The 18,931-nt window shown below is 73.6% G+C and carries 17 protein-coding genes; 13 read left to right on the top strand and 4 right to left on the bottom strand.

Going from position 1 to position 18,931, the window contains the following annotated elements; translation table 11 throughout:
• From ABLE53_RS23300 to ABLE53_RS23290, 3 genes are all read left to right on the top strand, one after another.
• Positions 1-266: ATP synthase beta subunit C-terminal domain-containing protein (locus ABLE53_RS23300; protein WP_484555213.1), on the top strand; the 266-nt coding region annotated here is incomplete at its 5' end.
• Between the two features lie 2 nt (positions 267-268).
• The gene (locus tag ABLE53_RS23295) at positions 269-661 is read left to right on the top strand and encodes a F0F1 ATP synthase subunit epsilon (RefSeq protein ID WP_348861564.1); all 393 of its coding nucleotides are present in this window, start codon (positions 269-271) and stop codon (positions 659-661) included.
• 18 nt (positions 662-679) lie between these two features.
• A complete protein-coding gene (locus tag ABLE53_RS23290) occupies positions 680-1,120 on the top strand; it encodes a DUF2550 domain-containing protein (protein WP_348861563.1) in 441 nt (146 codons plus the stop codon).
• A gap of 36 nt (positions 1,121-1,156) precedes the next feature.
• On the opposite strand, the gene ABLE53_RS23285 is transcribed toward ABLE53_RS23290, so the two are convergent.
• Positions 1,157-2,578 (bottom strand): FAD-binding oxidoreductase, encoded by a 1,422-nt coding sequence (locus tag ABLE53_RS23285; protein WP_348861562.1) that lies wholly within the window; start codon positions 2,576-2,578, stop codon positions 1,157-1,159.
• Between the two features lie 148 nt (positions 2,579-2,726).
• Here ABLE53_RS23285 and ABLE53_RS23280 point away from each other — a divergent pair, with 148 nt between their 5' ends.
• Together ABLE53_RS23280 and ABLE53_RS23275 are read left to right on the top strand one after the other, a co-directional pair.
• Complete coding sequence (locus tag ABLE53_RS23280; protein ID WP_348861561.1) at positions 2,727-6,131, top strand: ATP-binding protein; 3,405 nt, start codon at positions 2,727-2,729, stop codon at positions 6,129-6,131.
• A 60-nt stretch (positions 6,132-6,191) separates the two neighbouring features.
• On the top strand, positions 6,192-7,460 hold the full coding sequence (locus ABLE53_RS23275) for an MFS transporter (protein ID WP_348861560.1): 1,269 nt from the start codon (positions 6,192-6,194) through the stop codon (positions 7,458-7,460).
• Here ABLE53_RS23275 and ABLE53_RS23270 read toward each other — a convergent pair.
• The gene (locus tag ABLE53_RS23270) at positions 7,438-10,599 is read right to left on the bottom strand and encodes a DEAD/DEAH box helicase (RefSeq protein WP_348861559.1); all 3,162 of its coding nucleotides are present in this window, start codon (positions 10,597-10,599) and stop codon (positions 7,438-7,440) included. The two genes, ABLE53_RS23275 and ABLE53_RS23270, sit on opposite strands and share 23 nt — an antisense overlap.
• Before the next feature lie 128 nt (positions 10,600-10,727).
• Between ABLE53_RS23270 and ABLE53_RS23265 the strand changes: the two genes are divergently transcribed.
• Complete coding sequence (locus ABLE53_RS23265; RefSeq protein ID WP_348861558.1) at positions 10,728-11,276, top strand: DUF1707 domain-containing protein; 549 nt, start codon at positions 10,728-10,730, stop codon at positions 11,274-11,276.
• Positions 11,277-11,290: 14 nt separating this feature from the next.
• Positions 11,291-11,581 (top strand): Rdx family protein, encoded by a 291-nt coding sequence (locus ABLE53_RS23260; protein WP_348861557.1) that lies wholly within the window; start codon positions 11,291-11,293, stop codon positions 11,579-11,581.
• On the opposite strand, the gene ABLE53_RS23255 is transcribed toward ABLE53_RS23260, so the two are convergent.
• Positions 11,572-12,081: a DUF1643 domain-containing protein gene (locus tag ABLE53_RS23255; RefSeq protein ID WP_348861556.1), complete on the bottom strand. Its 510-nt coding sequence runs from the start codon at positions 12,079-12,081 to the stop codon at positions 11,572-11,574. The two genes, ABLE53_RS23260 and ABLE53_RS23255, sit on opposite strands and share 10 nt — an antisense overlap.
• 214 nt (positions 12,082-12,295) lie before the next feature.
• Here ABLE53_RS23255 and ABLE53_RS23250 point away from each other — a divergent pair, with 214 nt between their 5' ends.
• Positions 12,296-13,279, top strand: coding sequence for a helix-turn-helix domain-containing protein (locus ABLE53_RS23250; protein ID WP_348861555.1), 984 nt, complete (start codon positions 12,296-12,298; stop codon positions 13,277-13,279).
• A gap of 118 nt (positions 13,280-13,397) precedes the next feature.
• Here ABLE53_RS23250 and ABLE53_RS23245 read toward each other — a convergent pair whose 3' ends face one another.
• Complete coding sequence (locus ABLE53_RS23245) at positions 13,398-13,982, bottom strand: cob(I)yrinic acid a,c-diamide adenosyltransferase (RefSeq protein ID WP_348861554.1); 585 nt, start codon at positions 13,980-13,982, stop codon at positions 13,398-13,400.
• Positions 13,983-14,025: 43 nt separating this feature from the next.
• On the opposite strand from ABLE53_RS23245, the gene ABLE53_RS23240 reads away from it, so the two are divergent.
• From ABLE53_RS23240 to ABLE53_RS23220, 5 genes are all read left to right on the top strand, one after another.
• Complete coding sequence (locus ABLE53_RS23240; RefSeq protein WP_348861553.1) at positions 14,026-15,558, top strand: FUSC family protein; 1,533 nt, start codon at positions 14,026-14,028, stop codon at positions 15,556-15,558.
• 151 nt (positions 15,559-15,709) lie between these two features.
• Positions 15,710-16,021 (top strand): STAS domain-containing protein, encoded by a 312-nt coding sequence (locus tag ABLE53_RS23235; RefSeq protein ID WP_348861552.1) that lies wholly within the window; start codon positions 15,710-15,712, stop codon positions 16,019-16,021.
• Between the two features lie 71 nt (positions 16,022-16,092).
• Complete coding sequence (locus ABLE53_RS23230) at positions 16,093-18,138, top strand: protein meaA (protein WP_348861551.1); 2,046 nt, start codon at positions 16,093-16,095, stop codon at positions 18,136-18,138.
• Between the two features lie 68 nt (positions 18,139-18,206).
• Positions 18,207-18,383 (top strand): hypothetical protein, encoded by a 177-nt coding sequence (locus tag ABLE53_RS23225; protein ID WP_348861550.1) that lies wholly within the window; start codon positions 18,207-18,209, stop codon positions 18,381-18,383.
• A gap of 23 nt (positions 18,384-18,406) precedes the next feature.
• Positions 18,407-18,931 carry a ferritin gene (locus ABLE53_RS23220; RefSeq protein WP_348861549.1) on the top strand — a complete coding sequence of 175 codons (525 nt, stop codon included), beginning with the start codon at positions 18,407-18,409 and terminating at the stop codon, positions 18,929-18,931.

Genomic DNA, 18,931 nt, shown 5'->3' with positions numbered 1-18,931 from the left:
TCCTCGGTGTCGATGAGCTGTCCGAGGAGGACAAGATCATCGTCTCCCGGGCGCGGCGGATCCAGCGGTTCCTCTCGCAGAACACCTACGTGGCCAAGCAGTTCACCGGCATCGAGGGCTCGACCGTGCCGGTCTCGGAGACCATCGAGGCGTTCAACAAGATCGCCGACGGGGAGTACGACCACGTGGCCGAGCAGGCCTTCTTCATGTGCGGCGGTCTGGACGACGTCGAGCGGAAGTGGGCCGAGATCCAGAAGAGCCTCTGATCATGGCGGACACCCTGCACGTGGAGCTGGTCTCCGCCGACCGCACCGTGTGGTCGGGGGAGGCCGCCCAGGTCAACGCGCGGACGGTCGACGGCGACATCGGGGTCCTGCGTGGCCACACGCCCATCCTGTCCCTGCTCGTGCCGAGCGTCGTCGAGATCGTCCCGGCCAGCGGTCGGCGAGTAGTCGCGTCGGTCGACGGGGGCTTCATCTCGGTGGCCCACGACCGGGTGTCGATCCTCTCCGAGCACATCTGGCTCGGGCAGGAGATCGACGCCGCGCAGGCGCGCGCCGACCTCGACGCGGCCAGGTCCGCGGCGGGGGCAGGCGCCGACTTCGACCCCGCCGTACTCCTGGCCCAGGCCCGGGTCGACGCCGCGACCAAGACCTCCTAGCGCTGAGAGCGGCTCTGGATGGCGTGGTGGGAGTGGTCGCTGGAGGCGGCCGGCATCCTGCTCGCGCTCATCCTGGTGTACGCCGTCGCGCTCATGGTGCGACGGCGTCTTCTCAGCCGGCACGGCGGCACCTTCGAGCTGAGTCACCGCGTCCGGGGCGGCCGCCCCGGACGCGGTTGGCTGCTCGGGGTCGGTCGCTACTCCGGCTCGTCGCTGGAGTGGTTCCGCATCTTCTCGCTCTCGCCCCGGCCCAAGCGGATCTGGTACCGCCGCGAGCTCACCTACCTCTCCAGCCGCGCACCCGAGGGACTGGAGCAGATGTCGCTCTACCCCGACCACGTGGTGGTCGTGTGCCGCTCCGGCCCGCGGACGCTGGAGCTGGCCATGTCGCCGGAGTCCCTCATCGGCTTCCAGTCGTGGCTGGAGTCCCGCGACCCCGGCGCCGACTGGTCGCGCTGAGCGCGGAGCCGGCACCGGGGCCGAGGTGGGGACGCCTCAGTCGGTGACGCGGCCGCCCTCGTAGAGCCGCGGCACCGGGTGGTTGGCCGCGAAGACGCCGTACGGGTCGACCGCCGAGCGGATGCCCTTCAGCTGCAGCCAGGCGTCCGACCGGTAGGCGGTCTTCGTGTCGACCGGGTCCTCGGCGAAGTTGAGGTAGGTCCGGCCGTTGGCACACGGCGCCAGGGCGGCGACGACCCGGCTCGCCTCGGCGCGCATGAAGCCGCCGATCTCGGCGGTGGGCGCCATGCCACCCGCGAAGAGGACGAAGTCGCCCTCGAGGTGGCTCAGCACGCCCCCGCCCTCGGCCGGTCGGCCGACGGCGCCGCCGATCTGGCGCAGCTCCACCATCATGAGCGGCGTCTCGACGTCCGGTCCCGCGGCGGCGAGGAACGCGTCCACGCCCGCCTCGGGCAGGCTGCCGAGCATCGAGCTGTCGGAGGTGAACGGCGCGCCGCCCTCGGGGTCCATGTGGATCCGGGGGAGGGTGTGCACCGGGACCCGGCCGAAGGTGTCGAGCAGCGGCCGGTGCGCCCGCAGCGGCGCCAGGATGTCCCGGGCGCGCTCGTCGGAGCCGAGCACCGCGCCGTCGATGACGGCCAGGCTGCTGCCGCGGAAGCCCTCCGGGATGTCGGGTACGTCGGGGAGCCGCATGGCGCGGAAGGACGTGGAGGCCTCATCCGGGGCGGCGGCCGCCCAGGCGGCGTACTCCCGCAGGACGGGCTCGACCTGCCCGAGATCCCAGACCATCATCCCGGCGTACGCCGTCTCGATCGGGTACATGCGGAACTCCAGCGCGGTGACCACGCCGAAGCTGCCGCCACCGCCGCGGAGGGCCCAGAAGAGCTCCCGGTTGTGCTCGGCGTCGGCGCGCACGATGCTGCCGTCGCCGATGACGAGCTCCACGGCGGTGAGGCTGTTCGTGGCGAGGCCGAGCTGCCGGGCGTACCAGCCGAGGCCGCCGCCGAGGGTGTAGCCGGCGACGCCGACATCGGGGGAGGAGCCGTGCAGGACGGCGTGGCCGCTCTTGGCCGCGGCCTGGACGGCGGGGTCCCACACCACGCCGCCGCCGACGCGGACGATGCCGCGCTGCTCGTCGACGGAGACCTCGTCGAGCCGGCCGGTGCGCACGATGACGACGTCGTCGAGGCAGTGCGCGGCCAGCGGCCCGGCGTTGTGGCCGGTCGACTGCGGCGCGACGCGGAGGCCGGCGAGCGCCGCCGTACGGACGACCTCGCTCACCTCCTCGGGGCTGCGTACCTCGACGACTGCCGCCGGCCGTTGGTCGACGGCGACGTTCCAGGGGACCCGCGCGGCGTCGTAGCCGGGGTCGCCGGCGAGGTGGATGCGGTCGCTCCCGTTGCCGTCCCACAGGGTGCGCAGGGCGGTGGCGGGCAGGATGTCGAGCTGGTTGCTCATCGTCTGCTCCTCGTTCTTCTCCGCGCTCCGTCGCGCGGCTCGGGCCGGCCTCCTCGGTGTCAGGGCGCGGCGTCCTTCTCGGTCGAGGAGGCTGCCTCCCGCAACTTGGGGACGACTGGGAGCCGACTTGGGCCCTACAGTGCGGACGGTGGGGACCGTGGTACGGGCGCCGGTCCTGGCGCGCGTGCTGGGGCCGATCGCTGTGACGCGTGGCGGCGACGAGGTGGACCTCGGTACGCCGAAGCAGCGCGCCCTGCTCGCCGCGCTGGCGCTCTCCCGCGGCCGGCCGGTCTCCGTGGACGCCCTCGTCGACCACTTGTGGGGTGACACGCCGCCACCGGGCGTGGCGACGACGCTGCAGGGCTACGTCTCGCAGCTGCGCCGCGCGCTCGAGCCGGACCGGCCGCCCCGGGCGCCGGCGACGGTGCTCGTGACCGTCGGGGCCGGCTACGCGCTCGCGGTGACGCCCGAGGAGCTCGACGTCGCGGTCTTCGAGGGGGCCGCCAGCGACCAGCACCGCCTGCTGCGGCCGGTCGGGCCGCTCGGCCCCTCGCCGCTGCCGGCGGCGGCGCTCCAGGGCGCCGCGGACGCGCTGGACGAGGCGATGCGGCTCTGGCGAGGGATCCCGTACGCCGACCTCGGCGACGCCCCGGCGGCCGTGGCGGAGCGCGCCCGGCTGGAGGAGCTCCGGCTGCTCGCGCTCGAGGACCGCGCCGTCGTCGACCTCGCCCTCGGCCACCACGGGCCTGCGGCCGCGGAGCTCGAGCTGCTCACCCACGAGCACCCGCTGCGCGAACGGCTGTGGGCCCTGCGTGCCGTCGCGCTGACCCGGTCGGGCCGTCAGGCCGACGCGCTCGACGTTCTGCGCCGGCTCCGGGAGATCCTCGACGAGGAGCTCGGCCTCGAGCCGTCGGCCGAGCTGCGGGAGCTGCAGACCGCGGTGCTTCGCCAGGACCCACGGCTGGACTGGGTCGCCCCCGCGGCCGAGCCGGCCGCCGTCGTACCCAGTCCGCGGTCGTCGGCCCATGACGCTGCGGGCGCCGGCGGGGACGCCGGCGGGGACACCGCGAGGGCGGTGGCGCCCTGGCCGCTCGCCGGGCGGGACCGGCAGCTCGGCGCCCTCGTCGGTGCACTCGAGCGGGCGCTGTCCGGCACCCCGGTGTATGCCGTGCTGACGGGGGAGCCGGGGATCGGCAAGTCGCGGCTCGCGGCCGAGCTGGCCGTCGAGGCCCGCCGACGGGGCGCGCGGGTGGCGACGGGGAGGTGCTCGCAGGACGACGGGGCGCCTCCGCTGTGGCCCTGGAAGTCGGTGCTGGCCGGGCTGGGGGAGCGGCTCCCGGAGGTCGCCGGCGACGACACCGGCGCGGCGTTCCGGGTCTGGGAGCGGATCTGCGGCCAGGTCCTCGCCGCCACGGCCGAGCGCCCCACGGTGCTGATGATCGACGACCTGCACTGGGCCGACGCGTCCAGTCTGCGGGTGCTGCGGCTGCTGCTCGAGAGCGCCGCGGCCGTGCCCCTCCTCGTGGTCGTCACCTGGCGTCCGGACCCTGAGCCGACCGGACCGCTCGCGGACGTCGCAGAGGCGTTGGCCCGAGCCCACGCCGTACGCCTCGAGCTGGGCGGGCTCGCCGCTGCCGCCGCAGCGGACATTGTCGCGGCGGTGTCCGGCACCGAGGTGAGCGCCGAGCAGGGGCAGTGGCTCGTCGAGCGGACCGAGGGGAACCCGTTCTTCCTCGTGGAGTACGCCCGGCTGGCCGCCGAGCGTGGACTCGAGGACCTGCTCGCCGGCGAGGCGCCGCGCGCGGTGACCGAGGTGCTCGGGCGTCGGGTGGCTCGGCTCCCGGCGGAGACGGTCACCGTGCTCGGGACGGCGGCGCTCGCCGGCCGGGCCTTCGAGGCGTCCGTGGTCGGCGCCGCCACCGGTCACCACGTCGACGAGGTCCACGACCTCGTCGAGCCGGCTCTCGCGGCTGGGCTGGTGCGGGAGCGTGGGGTAGACGCCTACGTCTTCGCGCACAGCCTCGTCCGCGACACCCTCCGTGCCGGCCTCTCGGTCGCGCGCCGTGCGCGGGTCCACGCCCGTCTCGCCGAGGCCCTCACCGGCCGCCCCGGCCGCGAGACGGAGATTGCGAGGCACTGGCTCGCCGCTGGCCCGTCGTACGCCGGCCGGGCCTGGCTCGCCGCCGCCGCGGCGTCCCAGGTGGCCCGCCGGCTGCACGCGTACGTCGAGGCGGCGGACCTGCTCAAGGCGGCGCTGCGCGCGCTCGAGGACGACCCGGAGAGCACGCTCGAGGACAGGTACGACGTACTGATGGCGCTGATCGAGTCCTACCGGTGGGCGGCGCTGCTGCCGCCGCTGGTCGAGGCGGCGGAGGAGGCGATCGAGGTCGCCAAGCGGATGCGGGACCCCGAGGCTGTGGCGCACGCGGCGTTCGCCGCCACCCAGTCGGTCTTCTGGCGCTCGGCGGAGCCCGGCGCCGTCAACGACACGGTGGTCGCTGCCTTGCGCGGGACCCTCGACCGGCTGCCCCCGGGCGACAGCGGGCTGCGGGCGAGCAGCCTGCTCGCGCTGGCCAACGAGCTCGGCGAAAGCGTCCCGCTCGACACGCGCCGCCGGTTGGTGGAGGAGGGCATCGCGATGGCCGAGCGGGTCGAGGACCAGCGGCTCGTGCTCGGCGGCTGCCTGGTCGGCAACGTCGCCCTCGGCTCGCCGGCAGACGCCGAGCAGCGGCTCGCCTGGGTGACGCGCGCGGTGGCGCTGGCGCACGAGACCAGCAGCGTGAGGATGCTGCTCGTCTCGGGCGTCATGCGCGCCGGTGTGCTCGCCGAGCTCGGCCGGCCGCACGAGATGCTCGCCGCGGTGGCCGATGCGCGGGCGATCGCCGAGCGACTCCGGATCATCTTCGGGCTCGTCATGCTGGACCAGATCGAGCTGCCGTGGCTGGCGCTCGCCGGGCGGCTCGACGAGGCCGAGGAGCGGCTGGCGGTCCTCCGGTCGCGGGTCCGCGAGCTGTCCCACCCGCACGCCGACGAGGCGGTGCTCTCCACGCTGCTCTGCGTGCGGCTGTGGCAGGGCCGGGCCGGGGAGGGAGTGCCGGTCGTGGTGGAGTTCGACGCCTCGCCGTACCCCTTCGCGGCGAGCGTCGCCGTCTACCTCTGGCGCGCCGGCGAGCACGAGCGTGCCCGGTCGTACGCCGCCGAGCGCGGTGCCCTCGGCGAGGCCACACTCGACCACGAGAACGAGGTGTCGCTGCTCGCCTGGTGCCATGCCGCCGAGCTCGCGCTGTACCTGCGCGACGACGAAGGATGGGACGAGCACGCCGCGGCGGCGTACGACCGCCTGCTGCCGTACGCCGGGCGAAGCTGCTCCACCACCGGTGGCGCGCTCGCGCTCGGGCCGGTCGACGCCTACCTCGCGATGGCCGCCGCTGCCGCGGGGAAGGCCGAGAGCGCCCGCTGCCACGCCGACGCCGCGCTCGCGCTGGCGCTGGACTGGGAGATCCCGGCGTTCGGGGACTGGTTCGCGGGGCTCCGCGCGGCGTACCGCATCTGACGCCGCTCGGCCTTTCGGGCCGACGGGGCACGGACGCCCGAGATCTGGTGGGATGAGCAGGTGACGTCCCCGCTCGCCCGCCCGGTCTCCGAGCGGACCGGCGTCACGCTGGCCTTCACCCTCAGCGGTGTGCTGCTGGCGAGCTTCGTCTCCCGGCTGGCCGACATCCGCGCGTCCCTCGACCTGACCAACGGACAGCTCGGACTGCTGCTGTTCGCGGCGTCGGCCGGCTCGGTCTCGGCACTGCCGCTCGCCGGTCGGGTGGTCGAGCGGTGGGGCACCGCCGGCGCCGTCCGCGGAGCCTCGTGCGCGTCGGCGGCCGCGATGCTCGTGGCCGGGGTCGGGGCCACCGTCGTCGACCTCGCCTGGCTGGCCGCGGCGGGGCTCTTCGTCTACGGCGTCGGCTTCAGCCTCTGGGACGTCGCCATGAACGTCGAGGCCGCCGAGGTCGAGCGGCGCGCCGGGCGCACCCTGATGCCGCGCTTCCACGCCATGTGGAGCGTCGGCTCGATCGCCGGCAGCGTCGTCGGCATCCCGTTCGCGGCCGTCCCCGTACCCGTGGTCTGGCACCTCGCCCTCGTCGGCTTGGTCGTCGTCGGCGGCGCGCTCCGGGGCTCCGCGGCGTTCCCCACTGCGGAGGGCGGCGCGGAGGACGGCGCAGAGGACGGCGCGGCGCCGGATGTCGGCGCGCCCGGGCCCGAGCCGGTCGGCGTACGCGGCCGGTCGGCGTGGCGCGAGCCGCGCACGCTGGCGCTGGGCGTCATGGTGCTGACCTTCGCCGCGGTCGAGGGCAGCGCGAACGACTGGCTGACGCTCGCCGTCATCGACGGGTACGACACCGCGCACTGGGTCGGCGTCGCCGGGTACGCCGTCTTCGTCTGCTGCATGACGCTGGGACGCTGGTTCGGTGGGCTGGCGCTCGACCGCTACGGCCGGGTCCGCACGCTCTGGGCGACCGCCGCGGCCGCGACGGCCGGCCTCCTCCTCACGGTGTACGCCGGCCACCTCGGGCTCGCTCTCGTCGGGGTGGCGGTGTGGGGCCTCGGCGCGTCGCTCGGCTTCCCGGTGGGGATGAGTGCCGCCGCCGACGACCCCGCACGGGCGCCGGCCCGGGTCGCGGTCTTCTCGACCATCGGCTACACGGCGTTCCTCACCGGGCCGCCGGTCCTCGGCTGGCTCGGCGACCACGTCGGCACGCTCCGCTCCCTGCTCGTGGTCGCCTGCCTGATGCTGCCCGCGGCCGCGGCGGCGCTCGCCGCGCGTCCCGCGCCGGGGGCGGCCGGCCGGGTGCGGACGGCGGGCGAGGTCACTCCTCGAACAGACGCCTGATGTCGTCGGCGTCGATGCCGGCGCTCATCGCCCCCTGCCCGTCGACCACCCGCGCGAACAGCTCCGCCTTGCGGCCCTTGAGCTCCATCACCTTCTCCTCGATGGTGTCGGCCGAGACCAGCCGGTAGACCATCACGTGGCGGGTCTGGCCGATCCGGTGCGCGCGGTCGACCGCCTGCGCCTCGGCCGCGGGGTTCCACCACGGGTCGAGGACGAAGACGTAGTCGGCCTCGGTCAGGGTCAGCCCGACGCCGCCCGCCTTCAGCGAGATCAGGAACACCGGCGCCTCGCCCGCCCGGAAGCGCTCCACCACGGCGCCGCGGTCGCGGGTCGAGCCGTCGAGGTAGGCGGTCGCGACGCCCTCCTCAGTCAGCCGCTCGCGGGCGCGGCCGAGGAAGGAGGTGAACTGGCTGAAGACCAGCGCCTTGTGGCCCTCGGCGGTGACCTCGGCGAGGTGGTCGACCAGGGTGTCGAGCTTGGCCGAGCCGACGCCCTCCTGGTCGGTGTCGACGAGCGCCGGGTCGAGGGCGAGCTGGCGCAGCCTGGTGAGCGCGGAGAGGATGGCGACGCGGTTCTCGTCGAAGTCGTCGAGGAGGTGCAGGATCCGCTGCCGCTCCTTGGCGAGGTGGGCGTCGTAGAGCTTGCGGTGGCGCGGTGACAGCTCCACCGTCATCACCTGTTCCTGCTTCGGCGGCAGGTCGGCGGCCACCAGCTCCTTGGTGCGACGCAGCAGGAACGGCCTGATCCGCTTGCGGAAGCGGCGCAGCGCGCCCTCCTCGCCGTTCTTCTCGACCGGCACGACGACCTGCTCCCGGAACTGCCGCGGGAAGGGGTAGAGCCCCGGAGCCACGATCGACAGCAGCGCCCACAGCTCCATCAGGCGGTTCTCGAACGGGGTGCCGGTGACGGCGAGCCGGAACGGCGCCTCGACCCGCCGGACCGCGGAGTAGGTCTTGCTCTGGTGGTTCTTGACCTGCTGGGCCTCGTCGAGGACCAGCCCCGCCCAGGGCAAGGAGGCGAACTGGTCCTGCTCGAGCCGGAGGATGGCGTAGGTCGTCAGGACCAGGTCGGCCCCCGCCGCTGCCGCGGCCACGTCGTCTGTGCGGCGCTCGACGGTCGCGACCCGCAGTCCGGGGGCGTGGCGCTCGGCCTCGGTGCGCCAGGCGCTGAGCACGCTGGTCGGCGCGACGACCAAGAACGGCCGCTCGCTGCCGCCGGCCACCGCATGGGCCACCAGCGCCAGCACCTGCAGCGTCTTGCCGAGCCCCATGTCGTCGCCCAGGATGCCGCCGAGGCCGTGCTGGTGGAGGAAGGCGAGCCAGTGGAAGCCGTCGAGCTGGTAGGACCGCAGCTGCGTCGCCAGCCCGACCGGCTCGGGCCGGGGCAGGTCGATCAGGTCGCGGAGCGCCTGAGCCCGCTCGACCCACTCGGCCGCCTGGTGGTCGACCACGCCGAGCTCGGCCAGCTCGGCCCAGACGCCGAGGTCGACCTTGCCGACCCCGATCCGGCCGTCGGCGCGCTGGTGCAGCTGCGCGGCCGCCTCGACGACGTCGCGCAGCTTGGCGAACTCGGGGCGGTCGGTGCTGAGGTAGAGCCCGCTCGGCAGCACCAGGAAGTCGGCGCCCCGGGTGAGCGCGGCCAGCACGTCGGGGAGCGGGACCGGCTCGCCGTCGACGGTGATGACGACCTGGAGGTCGAGCCAGTCGGTGCCGAGCTCGGGCGGCTCGACCAGCTCGAAGCTGATCTCGGGGTCGTCCTCGGCCTCGCGGAAACGCGGCCGCTCCCGCTCGACGACCTCGACGTCGGGCAGCTCCCGCAGGTCCGGCAGGTCGTGGATGGCGAGCGCGAGGGCGTCGCCATCGGAGGCCTCGGTGAGCGTCAGGAGCCCCGACGGCACCTGCTCCCTGATACGGGTCTCCGCGTCGGCGTCCCGCAGCAGGGCCAAGTCGTCGGTCGACCCGACGGCGTAGACCCGCTCGCCGTAGATCCACTGCCATGCCAGCGTCGCGTGGGTCGCGCTGTCCCACGTCACGGTCAGCCGGAGGACCGGCGGCGGAGTCTCGGGGACCGTCACCGACTCGTCCGGGGAGAGCACCGGCACCAGCCGGGCCAGCGGGCCGAGCAGCGACTCCAGTCGGCCGGTCTCTTCGTCGGGCACGCTCAGGGGCGCTCCGGCGGTCACCAGCGCCTGCGCCTGCTCGGTCAGGCGGTGCTCGAGCCGGCCGAGGAGCAGCGTGCCCTCGTCGGCGACCGCCACGCTGTGGGCGGGCCGCCCGAGGGGCAGCACGGTCGGCCCGGTGAGCAGCCGGTCGGCGTAGGCCAGGCCGAAGCGGAGCTCGGTGCGCCCCTCGGCCCTCCGGACCTGAGCCGACAGGGCGACCGGGGCGTCCAGGACCTCGACGGCGTTGACCCCCGGCCCGGGCAGGAGCGTGACTCCGCCGGCGGAGGCCTGGCCGAGCAGCTCGACCCCGCGGGCACCGAAGTCCTCGAGGGGGACCGCCGACCCGCCGTACCAGTACAGCCGCTCCTGCTGCATCGCCCGGGCGAGCTCCTGCATGGGCCGCAGCTGCGCCCGCGGGAAGTCCTTGCCGGGGATCGCCTTGGTGAGGTCGGGCCAGTCGGCCCCGGTCTTGACCCAGCGCCCTCGGTTGCCGAGCCGCAGCGGCCTGATCCGGACGCTCGGCGGCATCTGCCTGGCGTAGGTCGACCGACCGCTCTCGAGGGTCACCTCGACCGCCAGGGGAGTGGCGTCGGTGTCCGGTCTCGCCTCCTCGGCCAGCTGGGTGAGCAGGCCGCGCAGCTGCTCCTCCCACGCGGGGCCGGTGGACTCCTCCTCGAACGGGTGCGCCAGCGTCACCGCGAGCGCCGCGCCGTGCTTGCAGTCGCGCCGCACCGGGCAGCTGCAGGAGGTCATCAGCCACACGCCGCCCTCGTCGGTGTCGGCGGTGAGCTGCACCCGGTAGGGCACCGGCCGGCTCCCCGCGACGTTGGCCGAGGCGGTCACGAACGTCTCGCCCATGCTCGTGATCCGCGGGCTCGAGACGCGGCCCTCCGCGGCGTAGTCCCGACCGCGGTGCAGCGTCAGCGAGTCGAAGGACTCGCGCAGCACCGCGTCGGTGAGCTCGTCGAGGATGGCCATGCCACGAGTCTCCCAGCCGGTCCCGACAACTTCGAACCCTCGACGGCCCGCCTGTGGAAGACGGTGGCAGGGCGGCCTCAGGGTGATCCCCGATGGTGGCGGGTCCGGCCCGGGTCCACGATCGAGGTATGAGGACGGCCAGCAGCGACTATCGCGCAGGCGACGCCGACCGCGAGACGCTCGTCGACCGGCTCAAGGTGGCGTACGCCGACGGCCGGCTCGACCGCGACGCCTTCGATCTCCGGCTGGAACGGGCGATGACGGCGAGGACCGCCGGCGAGCTGTGGGCGGTCGTGTACGACCTCGACCGACCGGCCCCGACGCGGCCGCTGAACCCCGACGGCTCCCCGCTCGCGCCGCCGACCGACGACGAGCGGCTCATCGGCGCGCTGGCCCAGGCCACCGGCGTCGTACCCGTCCTCGTCGGGCCCGCGCTCGTCCTCGCCACGGCGGGCCGTCGCTCGGCCTTCGTACGCCATCACGCGGCCGGCGCGCTCAACTTCCAGTTGACGCTGCTGCTGGTCGCGATCGTGACGTTCGGCCTCGGCGCGGTGCTGTACGCCGTCGCCTGGATCGTCGCGGTCGTCGCCGCCGTCGTCGCGCTCACCGGCTCGACGTTCCGCTACCCGTGGGTCCTGCGGGTCTTCGGACGGCGCGGCCCCTACCCGACGACGTAGGCGAGAATGGCCGCGTGCCCGCGCGGATCGTGATCACCTACTGCACCCAGTGCAAGTGGTTGCTGCGCGCGCAGTGGTACGCCGGTGAGCTGCTCCAGACCTTCGCCGACGACGTGGGCGAGGTCGCGCTCGCGCCCGGGAAGGGCGGGATCTTCCGGATCGACGTGACCGCCGACGGCGCCGAGCACGCCGTGTGGAACCGCAAGCGCGACGGCGGGTTCCCCGAGATCACCGACCTCAAGCGCCGGGTGCGCGACCTGGTCGCTCCGGAGAAGTCGCTCGGCCACGCCGACGGTCAGGGATAGGGGCGCGGCGTCGCCCGAGCCGGCACGTACAGCGGGTGCCCGGGATGCCCGCGCTTCGTGAGCCGCAGGCAGGACAGCACGGTCCCCGCCTCCTCCAGCATCCGGCGTACGACGACGTCGCGGCCGCGCCAGGCGCCGTGGTCGCCCCAGGCCGCGACGACCAGCCCGGCGTCGCGCGCCGCTGCGAGGACCGCCTCGTCGTTGCCCGGCCCGACCGGGTCATCGGCGTACCGCAGGGCCGCGGGCACGGTCGCCCGCAGCCCGAACACGTTGACGACGTCGACGCCGCCGTACCCCCACGACCCGGCGAAGGAGGCGCAGCGGCGCACCGTCGGGTCGTCGGTGGTCGCGTCGGCGGCCGACGGGTTGAGCATGACGAAGCAGCAGCGGGGGAGCTGCCCGGACCAGACCCGGGAGAGCAGGTAGCGGTAGCGGCCGGTCGGGTCGAAGACGGCGCTCGCCGAGACGCGGCGGCCGCTCGCCGTGGGCACTCTCGTCACGGGCCCATCCTCGCGCGGAGGCACGGGGGCCGAAATGGAAGGCACCGCTCCGGTTCGAGCGGGGGGATTCGAACCGAAGCGGTGCGTTCGCATCAGTCTGCCGTAAAGCCGTCAACTAGTCAGGACTAGGATGCTGGCGGGAATGCGCAGTGTCGTATTGCTGCCACCTCGAACCGGGTCGACGCGCGGCTCCGAGCCATCGAAGGAGCGCAGGATGTTGGACGTGCTGGGACTGCAGGGTGCCGAGGAGCTCGCCTACCGGCACCTCGTCGGGGTCACCTCCAGCAGCACGCCGGAGCTGTCCGAGGCGACCGGGCTGGACGCGCTCGAGGCGGCCCGAGTGCTCGCGTCCCTCGAGAGCAAGGGCCTGGTGGCGCGGGCGTCGGCAGGCCGCGAGCGGTACGTCGCGTCCCCGCCGGCCGTCGCGCTCGGCGCGCTGCTCGTGCAGCGCCAGGAGGACCTCCGCCGGGCGCAGGTGGAGATGGCCGAGCTGGCGGGTCTCTACCGCGGCGCGGTCGCCCGCCGCGAGGTCGCCGACGTCGTGGACGTCGTCCACGGCCCGGACGCGATCGCGCAGCGGTTCGCCCAGCTGCAGTACTCCGCGCGCAGCGAGTTCCAGACCCTCGTCCGCAAGGAGGCGGCGGTCGTGACCCGCGAGCAGAACGACGATGCCGAGCGCGCCGCGGTCGAGCGCGGGGTCCGGTTCAGCGTCGTGCTCGAGCGGTCCTCCTTCGAGGAGCCCGGCTTCTACCGGAACGCCGAGATCGCCCTCGAGATGGGCATCGAGCTGCGGGTGGTGCCCGCCGTACCCCTCCGGCTCGTCATCGTCGATCGTGAGCTCGCGCTCATCCCGATGACACCGCGCGACGGCGAGGAGCCGGTGCGCGACGCCCTGCTCGTGCACCCCAGCGGCCTCCTCGACGCGCTGTTGGCGGTCTTCGACTTCGTCTGGCGCAGCGCCTCCCGGATCGTGCCGGCCACCACCGGGGTCAGCGAGCTCGGCGCCGACCGGCTCGAGCCGCTCGACACCAAGGTGCTCTCGCTGCTCCTCGCCGGTCTCACGGACGCCTCGATCGGCAGCCAGCTCGGGCTCTCGCTGCGCACCGTCCAGCGCCGGGTCCGGCAGATGATGGACCGCGCCGGCGTCGACACCCGCCTCCAGCTCGGCTTCGAGGCCGGCAAGCGCGGCTGGGTCTAGCCAGCGCCGCCTGACGGCGCGTCTGCGGCGTTCTCGTCGCTCGACGGCCCGCTCCGCTCAAAGGCCGCCTTCGCTCCTCGGCCTTGCAGCCGCGCGCGTCAGACGACGCTGTGGCCGTTCACCGGTCGCCGCCGGGGACCCAGAGGACGTCGCCGCGCTCGCGGTTGGCGTAGCGGGCGAGGATGAACAGCAGGTCCGAGAGCCGGTTGAGATAGGTGATGGCGAGCCTGTTCATCGTCTCGCCGTGCACGGCGTACGCCGCCCAGGCGGCCCGCTCCGCCCGGCGTACGACGGTGCGGGCGACGTGCAGCTGGGCGGCCGCGACGGTGCCGCCGGAGAGGATGAAGGAGCGCAGCTTCGGCAGCGACTCGTTGTAGTGGTCGCACCAGCCCTCGAGCCGGTCGACGTAGGCCTGCTCGACGCGCAGGGGCGGGTACGCGGGGTCGTCCACCACCGGGGTGGACAGGTCGGCGCCGACGTCGAAGAGGTCGTTCTGCACGGTCGTGAGGACGGTGACGACGTCCTCGTCGAGCCCGCCGGCGACCGCCGCCTGGGCGAGCGCGACGCCGATCGCGGCGCCGGCCTCGTCGGTGGTGGCGTACGCCTCGAGCCGCAGGTCGGTCTTCGCCGTCACGCTCATGTCGCCGAGCCGGGTCTCGCCGGCGTCGCCGGTGCGGGTGTAGATCCGCGTCAGGTTGACCATGACGGCAAGCCTAGGAGATCCCGTAGGCGGCAGACTGGCCCGCGTGAGTCCGCCCGACGTACGCCCCGCGCTCGTGACGATGGTCGGCGTGCTGGTGACGTGGTACGCCGCCTGGCCGATCGAGCGGGCCGCCGGGCTGCACCTCGACGTCGTCGTCCTGGCGACCGTCCTGGCCCTCACCCTCGCCCGGGTGATCAGTCGGGAGCGGGCCTGGGGCGGGGGCCGGCTGGTGGCTCGGGCGGTCGCCCTGCCGCTGGTCGCGCTCGCCGCCACGGAGGTCGGCCGGCTCATCGCCGACCATCGCTGGCTGGGCGGCGCGGTGTTCTGCCTGGTGCTCGCGCTCGCCGTCTGGGTCCGCCGCTTCGGCCGCGCCTGGACGGTCCTCGGCAGCCTCGTCGCTCTGCCGTTCGTCTCGCTGCTCGTCGTGCCGGTCCCGGTCGGGCCGGACACCGCACGCTCCCTATGGCCTGCCGCGATGGCGCTGCTCGCGTTCGCCGTCGTCGGCGCCGTCCACCTCCTCGCCTGGCGCACCGGGTTCGTCGACCCGCCGCTGCACGCGCCGTCGCCGCAGCGCCCGACGACCAGGCGGCTGCCGGCCAGCACCCGGATGGCGGTCCAGCTCCTGGTCGGCCTCGCGGCGTCGTACGCCGTCGGTCGCTGGCTCTTCCCCGACCACTGGCCCTGGCTGGTGCTCAGCTGCTACGTCGTGTGCAGCGGCAACCGGGGTAGGGGCGACGTGCTCCACAAGGGCGTCCTGCGGCTCGCGGGTGCGCTGGTCGGCACGGCGTCGGCGACGCTGCTGGCCGGCGCGTTCCCGGCGGGCGACCGTACGGCGATCGTGCTGCTGTTCGTCGTGATGGCGCTTGCGCAGTGGCTGCGGCCGCTGAGCTATGCCTACTGGGCAGGGGGTGTGACGGCGATGCTGGCGCTGCTGCACGGCTACTTCGGGATCGGCGGCACCGGCGAGCTCGGCGACCGGCTCCTCGGTGTCGCGCTCGGGGCGGTGGTGGCGGTCGCCGTCTCGTGGTGCCTACTGCCGGTGCGCAGCAACGACGTCTTCCGGCGGCGCTGGGCTGACGCGCTCGCCGCGCTGAGCGGGCTGCTCACCGCCCTCCGCGAGCGCCCCCACGACGCCGCGACCGAACGGGCCGCCTTCGCGACGGCGGCCGGACAGGTGGAGCAGCTGGAGCCGGCGTACCGCTTCCACCGCCGCACGCTCCACCAGCTCCTCGCGCCGCACGCCGACGCCCACCCCGCCGACCTCGCGACGCTGCTGCGGTCCGTCCGGGACGCTCTCGCCGCCGTCGGGCCCGAGCGGCTCGGCGACCACCGCGCCACCCTCGTGGCGTGGGCGCGCCAGGTGGGCGGCGTACGTCGGCGGATGCGCGGCGAGCCGGGTGGGCCGACCCGGGCGGCGGCCGCCGGGGACGCCGCGGTGGACGAGGTGAGCGAGGCCCTCGCGCTCCTCGACGCGGCATTCACCCCGGCCGTCTGGCAGCGCCTCGGCGGCGCGCCGCCGGCGCCGCCGGCACCGTCCGGGGCCGACGAGGCCGAGGAGACCGTGCGCGGCGGATGAAATTCGTCTGCGCGGCATGAGATGTCGCTGGTGTGGTGCAACCAAACTCCGGGACCGTCGCGTCATAGTGGTTGGTATCCGGCGTCTCGACGGGTACGAGGACCAACGAGGCTCCGGCGGCGTCACTCTCGGGGGAACGGGGGCAGGGCAGATGGACATCCAGACTGTTGGACCGACGCTCGTGCTGAGTGGGGACTTCGACGTGCGCAGCACGTGGGAGGTCCGCAACGCGATCTACGACCACCTGGAGAGCCACCACGACGAGGACGTCGTCGTCGACCTCTCCGCTGTCACGACCGTCGACGTCACGGCACTCAAGGTGCTCGCCGTGGCCACGCGACGCGCCCTGGCCCAGGGACAGCAGCTGACCGTGCGCGGGTGCGGTCCCGCCGTACGCCGGATGCTGCACCTCTCGCGGCTCTATCCGGCGCTCCACCTGGAGTCCGGCCTGATCAGCGCCTGATCCGGCCGAGTGGCATTTTCCACAGCGATGACCGGTTACCAAGTGGTAACCGAGGGCCTACGCTCGCCCGTATGACGGAAGCCACAGCGAAGGACCGTCCGTGGGTCATGCGGACGTACGCCGGCCACTCGACCGCCGAGGCGTCCAACGCGCTCTACCGCACCAACCTCGAGAAGGGCCAGACCGGTCTCTCGGTGGCCTTCGACCTGCCGACCCAGACCGGCTACGACCCCGACAGCCCGCTCGCCCGCGGAGAGGTCGGCAAGGTCGGCGTGCCCGTCCCGCACCTCGGCGAGATGCGCACGCTGTTCGACCAGATCCCGCTCACCGAGATGAACACCTCGATGACGATCAACGCGACGGCGATGTGGCTGCTGGCGCTCTACCAGGTCGTCGCGGAGGAGCAGGCCGGCGTACCCGAGGGGAGGGCCACGCCGGAGGAGGTGGCCGCCCAGCTCGCGGGCACGACACAGAACGACATCATCAAGGAGTACCTCTCCCGCGGGACCTACGTCTTCCCGCCCGAGCACTCCCTGCGGCTGATCAGCGACATGATCGCCTACACCGTCCACCAGATCCCGAAGTGGAACCCGATCAACGTCTGCAGCTACCACCTGCAGGAGGCCGGCGCGACGCCGGTGCAGGAGATCGCCTACAGCCTGTGCACCGCGATCGCCGTGCTGGACGCGGTGAAGGAGTCCGGGCAGGTGTCCGAGGAGGACTTCGGCAAGGTCGTCGGCCGGATCTCGTTCTTCGTCAACGCAGGCGTCAGGTTCGTCGAGGAGATGTGCAAGATGCGCGCCTTCGTCCTGCTGTGGGACGAGATCACCCGGGAGCGGTACGGCGTCACCGACGAGAAGATGCGCCGCTTCCGCTACGGCGTCCAGGTCAACTCCCTCGGCCTGACCGAGGCGCAGCCGGAGAACAACGTCCAGCGGATCGTGCTCGAGATGCTCGCCGTGACGCTGAGCAAGAAGGCGCGGGCTCGCGCCGTACAGCTCCCGGCGTGGAACGAGGCCCTCGGCCTCCCGCGGCCCTGGGACCAGCAGTGGTCGCTCCGCCTGCAGCAGGTGCTCGCCTTCGAGTCCGACCTGCTGGAGTACGACGACCTCTTCGACGGCTCCCCGGTCGTCGAGGCCAAGGTCGCGGAGCTGGTCGAGGGCGCCAAGGCGGAGATCGACCGGGTCCAGGCGATGGGCGGCGCGATCGCCGCCGTCGACTCCGGCTACATGAAGCAGGAGCTGGTCTCCTCCCACGCGCGACGCCGCGCCGCGATCGAGTCCGGCGAGGAGACCATCGTCGGGGTCAACAGGTTCACGACCACCGAGCCGTCGCCGCTGACCGCCGACCTCGACACCGCGATCATGGTCGCCGACCCGAAGGCCGAGGAGGCCGCGCTCGAGTCGGTACGCGCGTGGAAGGCCCAGCGTGACGAGGCCGAGGTCGCCGAGGCGCTCGCCGCCCTCGCAGCCGCCGCGAAGACCGACGAGAACCTCATGTACCCCACCCTCGCGGCAGCCCGTGCCGGCGCGACCACGGGGGAGTGGGCGCAGACCCTGCGCGGCGTGTTCGGCGAGTTCCGTGCACCGACCGGCGTCTCCGGCGCCGCCGGCGGCGTGTCGCAGGGCGGCGCGGCCGGCGCCGAGCTGACCAAGGTGCGCGAGCGGGTCCGGCAGACCGGCGAGGAGCTGAGTGGCCACGGCGGCGGGCGGCTGCGACTGCTGGTCGGCAAGCCCGGTCTCGACGGCCACTCCAACGGGGCCGAGCAGGTCGCCGTACGCGCCCGCGACGCCGGCTTCGAGGTCGTCTACCAGGGCATCCGGCTCACCCCGGAGCAGATCGTCTCGGCCGCCGTCGCCGAGGACGTCCACTGCGTCGGGCTCTCGATCCTCTCCGGCTCCCACATGGAGCTGGTGCCGGCCGTGCTCGAGGGCCTCCGCGAGGCCGGGATGGGCGACGTACCCGTCATCGTCGGCGGGATCATCCCGGACTCCGACGCGAAGCGACTCGTGGAGCTCGGCGTCGCCGCGGTCTACACCCCGAAGGACTTCGGCCTGACCGAGATCATGGCCGACATCGTCGAGGTGATCCGCAAGGCCAACGGACTGGAGGACTGACCCGGCCGCTGAAGTCCGTGGACCGGTCGGAGGTAAGGCTGCCCTAATCCGGTGCTAGGGTCTCGGCCGTGGGGAAGAGGAAGCCGCCCAAGCTCGAGTGCTGCGTGTCGAAGAAGCGGTGCAGCCGGTGTCCGATCAGGATGCTGAAGGAGGGCACGCTGCCCGACGGGTATACGGTCAGGAAGCGCAAGCTCGTCAGGCTCGACGGCAGACCGGTCTCGAAGAAGCGACTCGCCGCAGTCTGACCCTCACGCGACTGGAGCACCCCTTGCCCGCCGACCGCTTCGTCAAGCAGCTCAACACCCAGATCGGCAACGAGCTGGCCTCCCACAACCAGTACCTCGCCTGCGCGGTCTACTACGACGCGCTGACGCTGCCCCAGATGGCGGCGTTCTTCTACCGGCAGGCCGCCGAGGAGCGGGACCACGCCCTGATGATGGTGCAGTACCTCCTCGACACCGACGCCCGGGTCGAGATCCCCGCCGTGCCCGCCGTGGTCAACGACTTCGCCGACGTCGTCGCGCCGGTCGCCTTGGCGCTGGAGCAGGAGAAGCGGGTCACCGAGCAGATCAACGATCTCTACCGGATCGCCCGCGAGGAGGTCGACTTCGCCTCCGAGCAGTTCATGAGCTGGTTCATCAAGGAGCAGGTCGAGGAGGTCTCGACGATGAGCGACCTGCTCAACGTCGTGACCCGCAACCGTGACGACGTGGAGCAGATCGAGGAGTACGTCGCCCGCGAGGCCGGCACCGAGGCCGCAGACCCGACCGCGCCGCCGGTCGCGGGGGCCTGA

The sequence above is a fragment of the Nocardioides asiaticus genome (genome assembly GCF_040049175.1).
Taxonomy (GTDB): domain Bacteria; phylum Actinomycetota; class Actinomycetes; order Propionibacteriales; family Nocardioidaceae; genus Nocardioides; species Nocardioides cheoyonin.
Note: the sequence above shows the minus strand (reverse complement) of the source record. Positions and strands in the feature narration are given on the sequence as shown.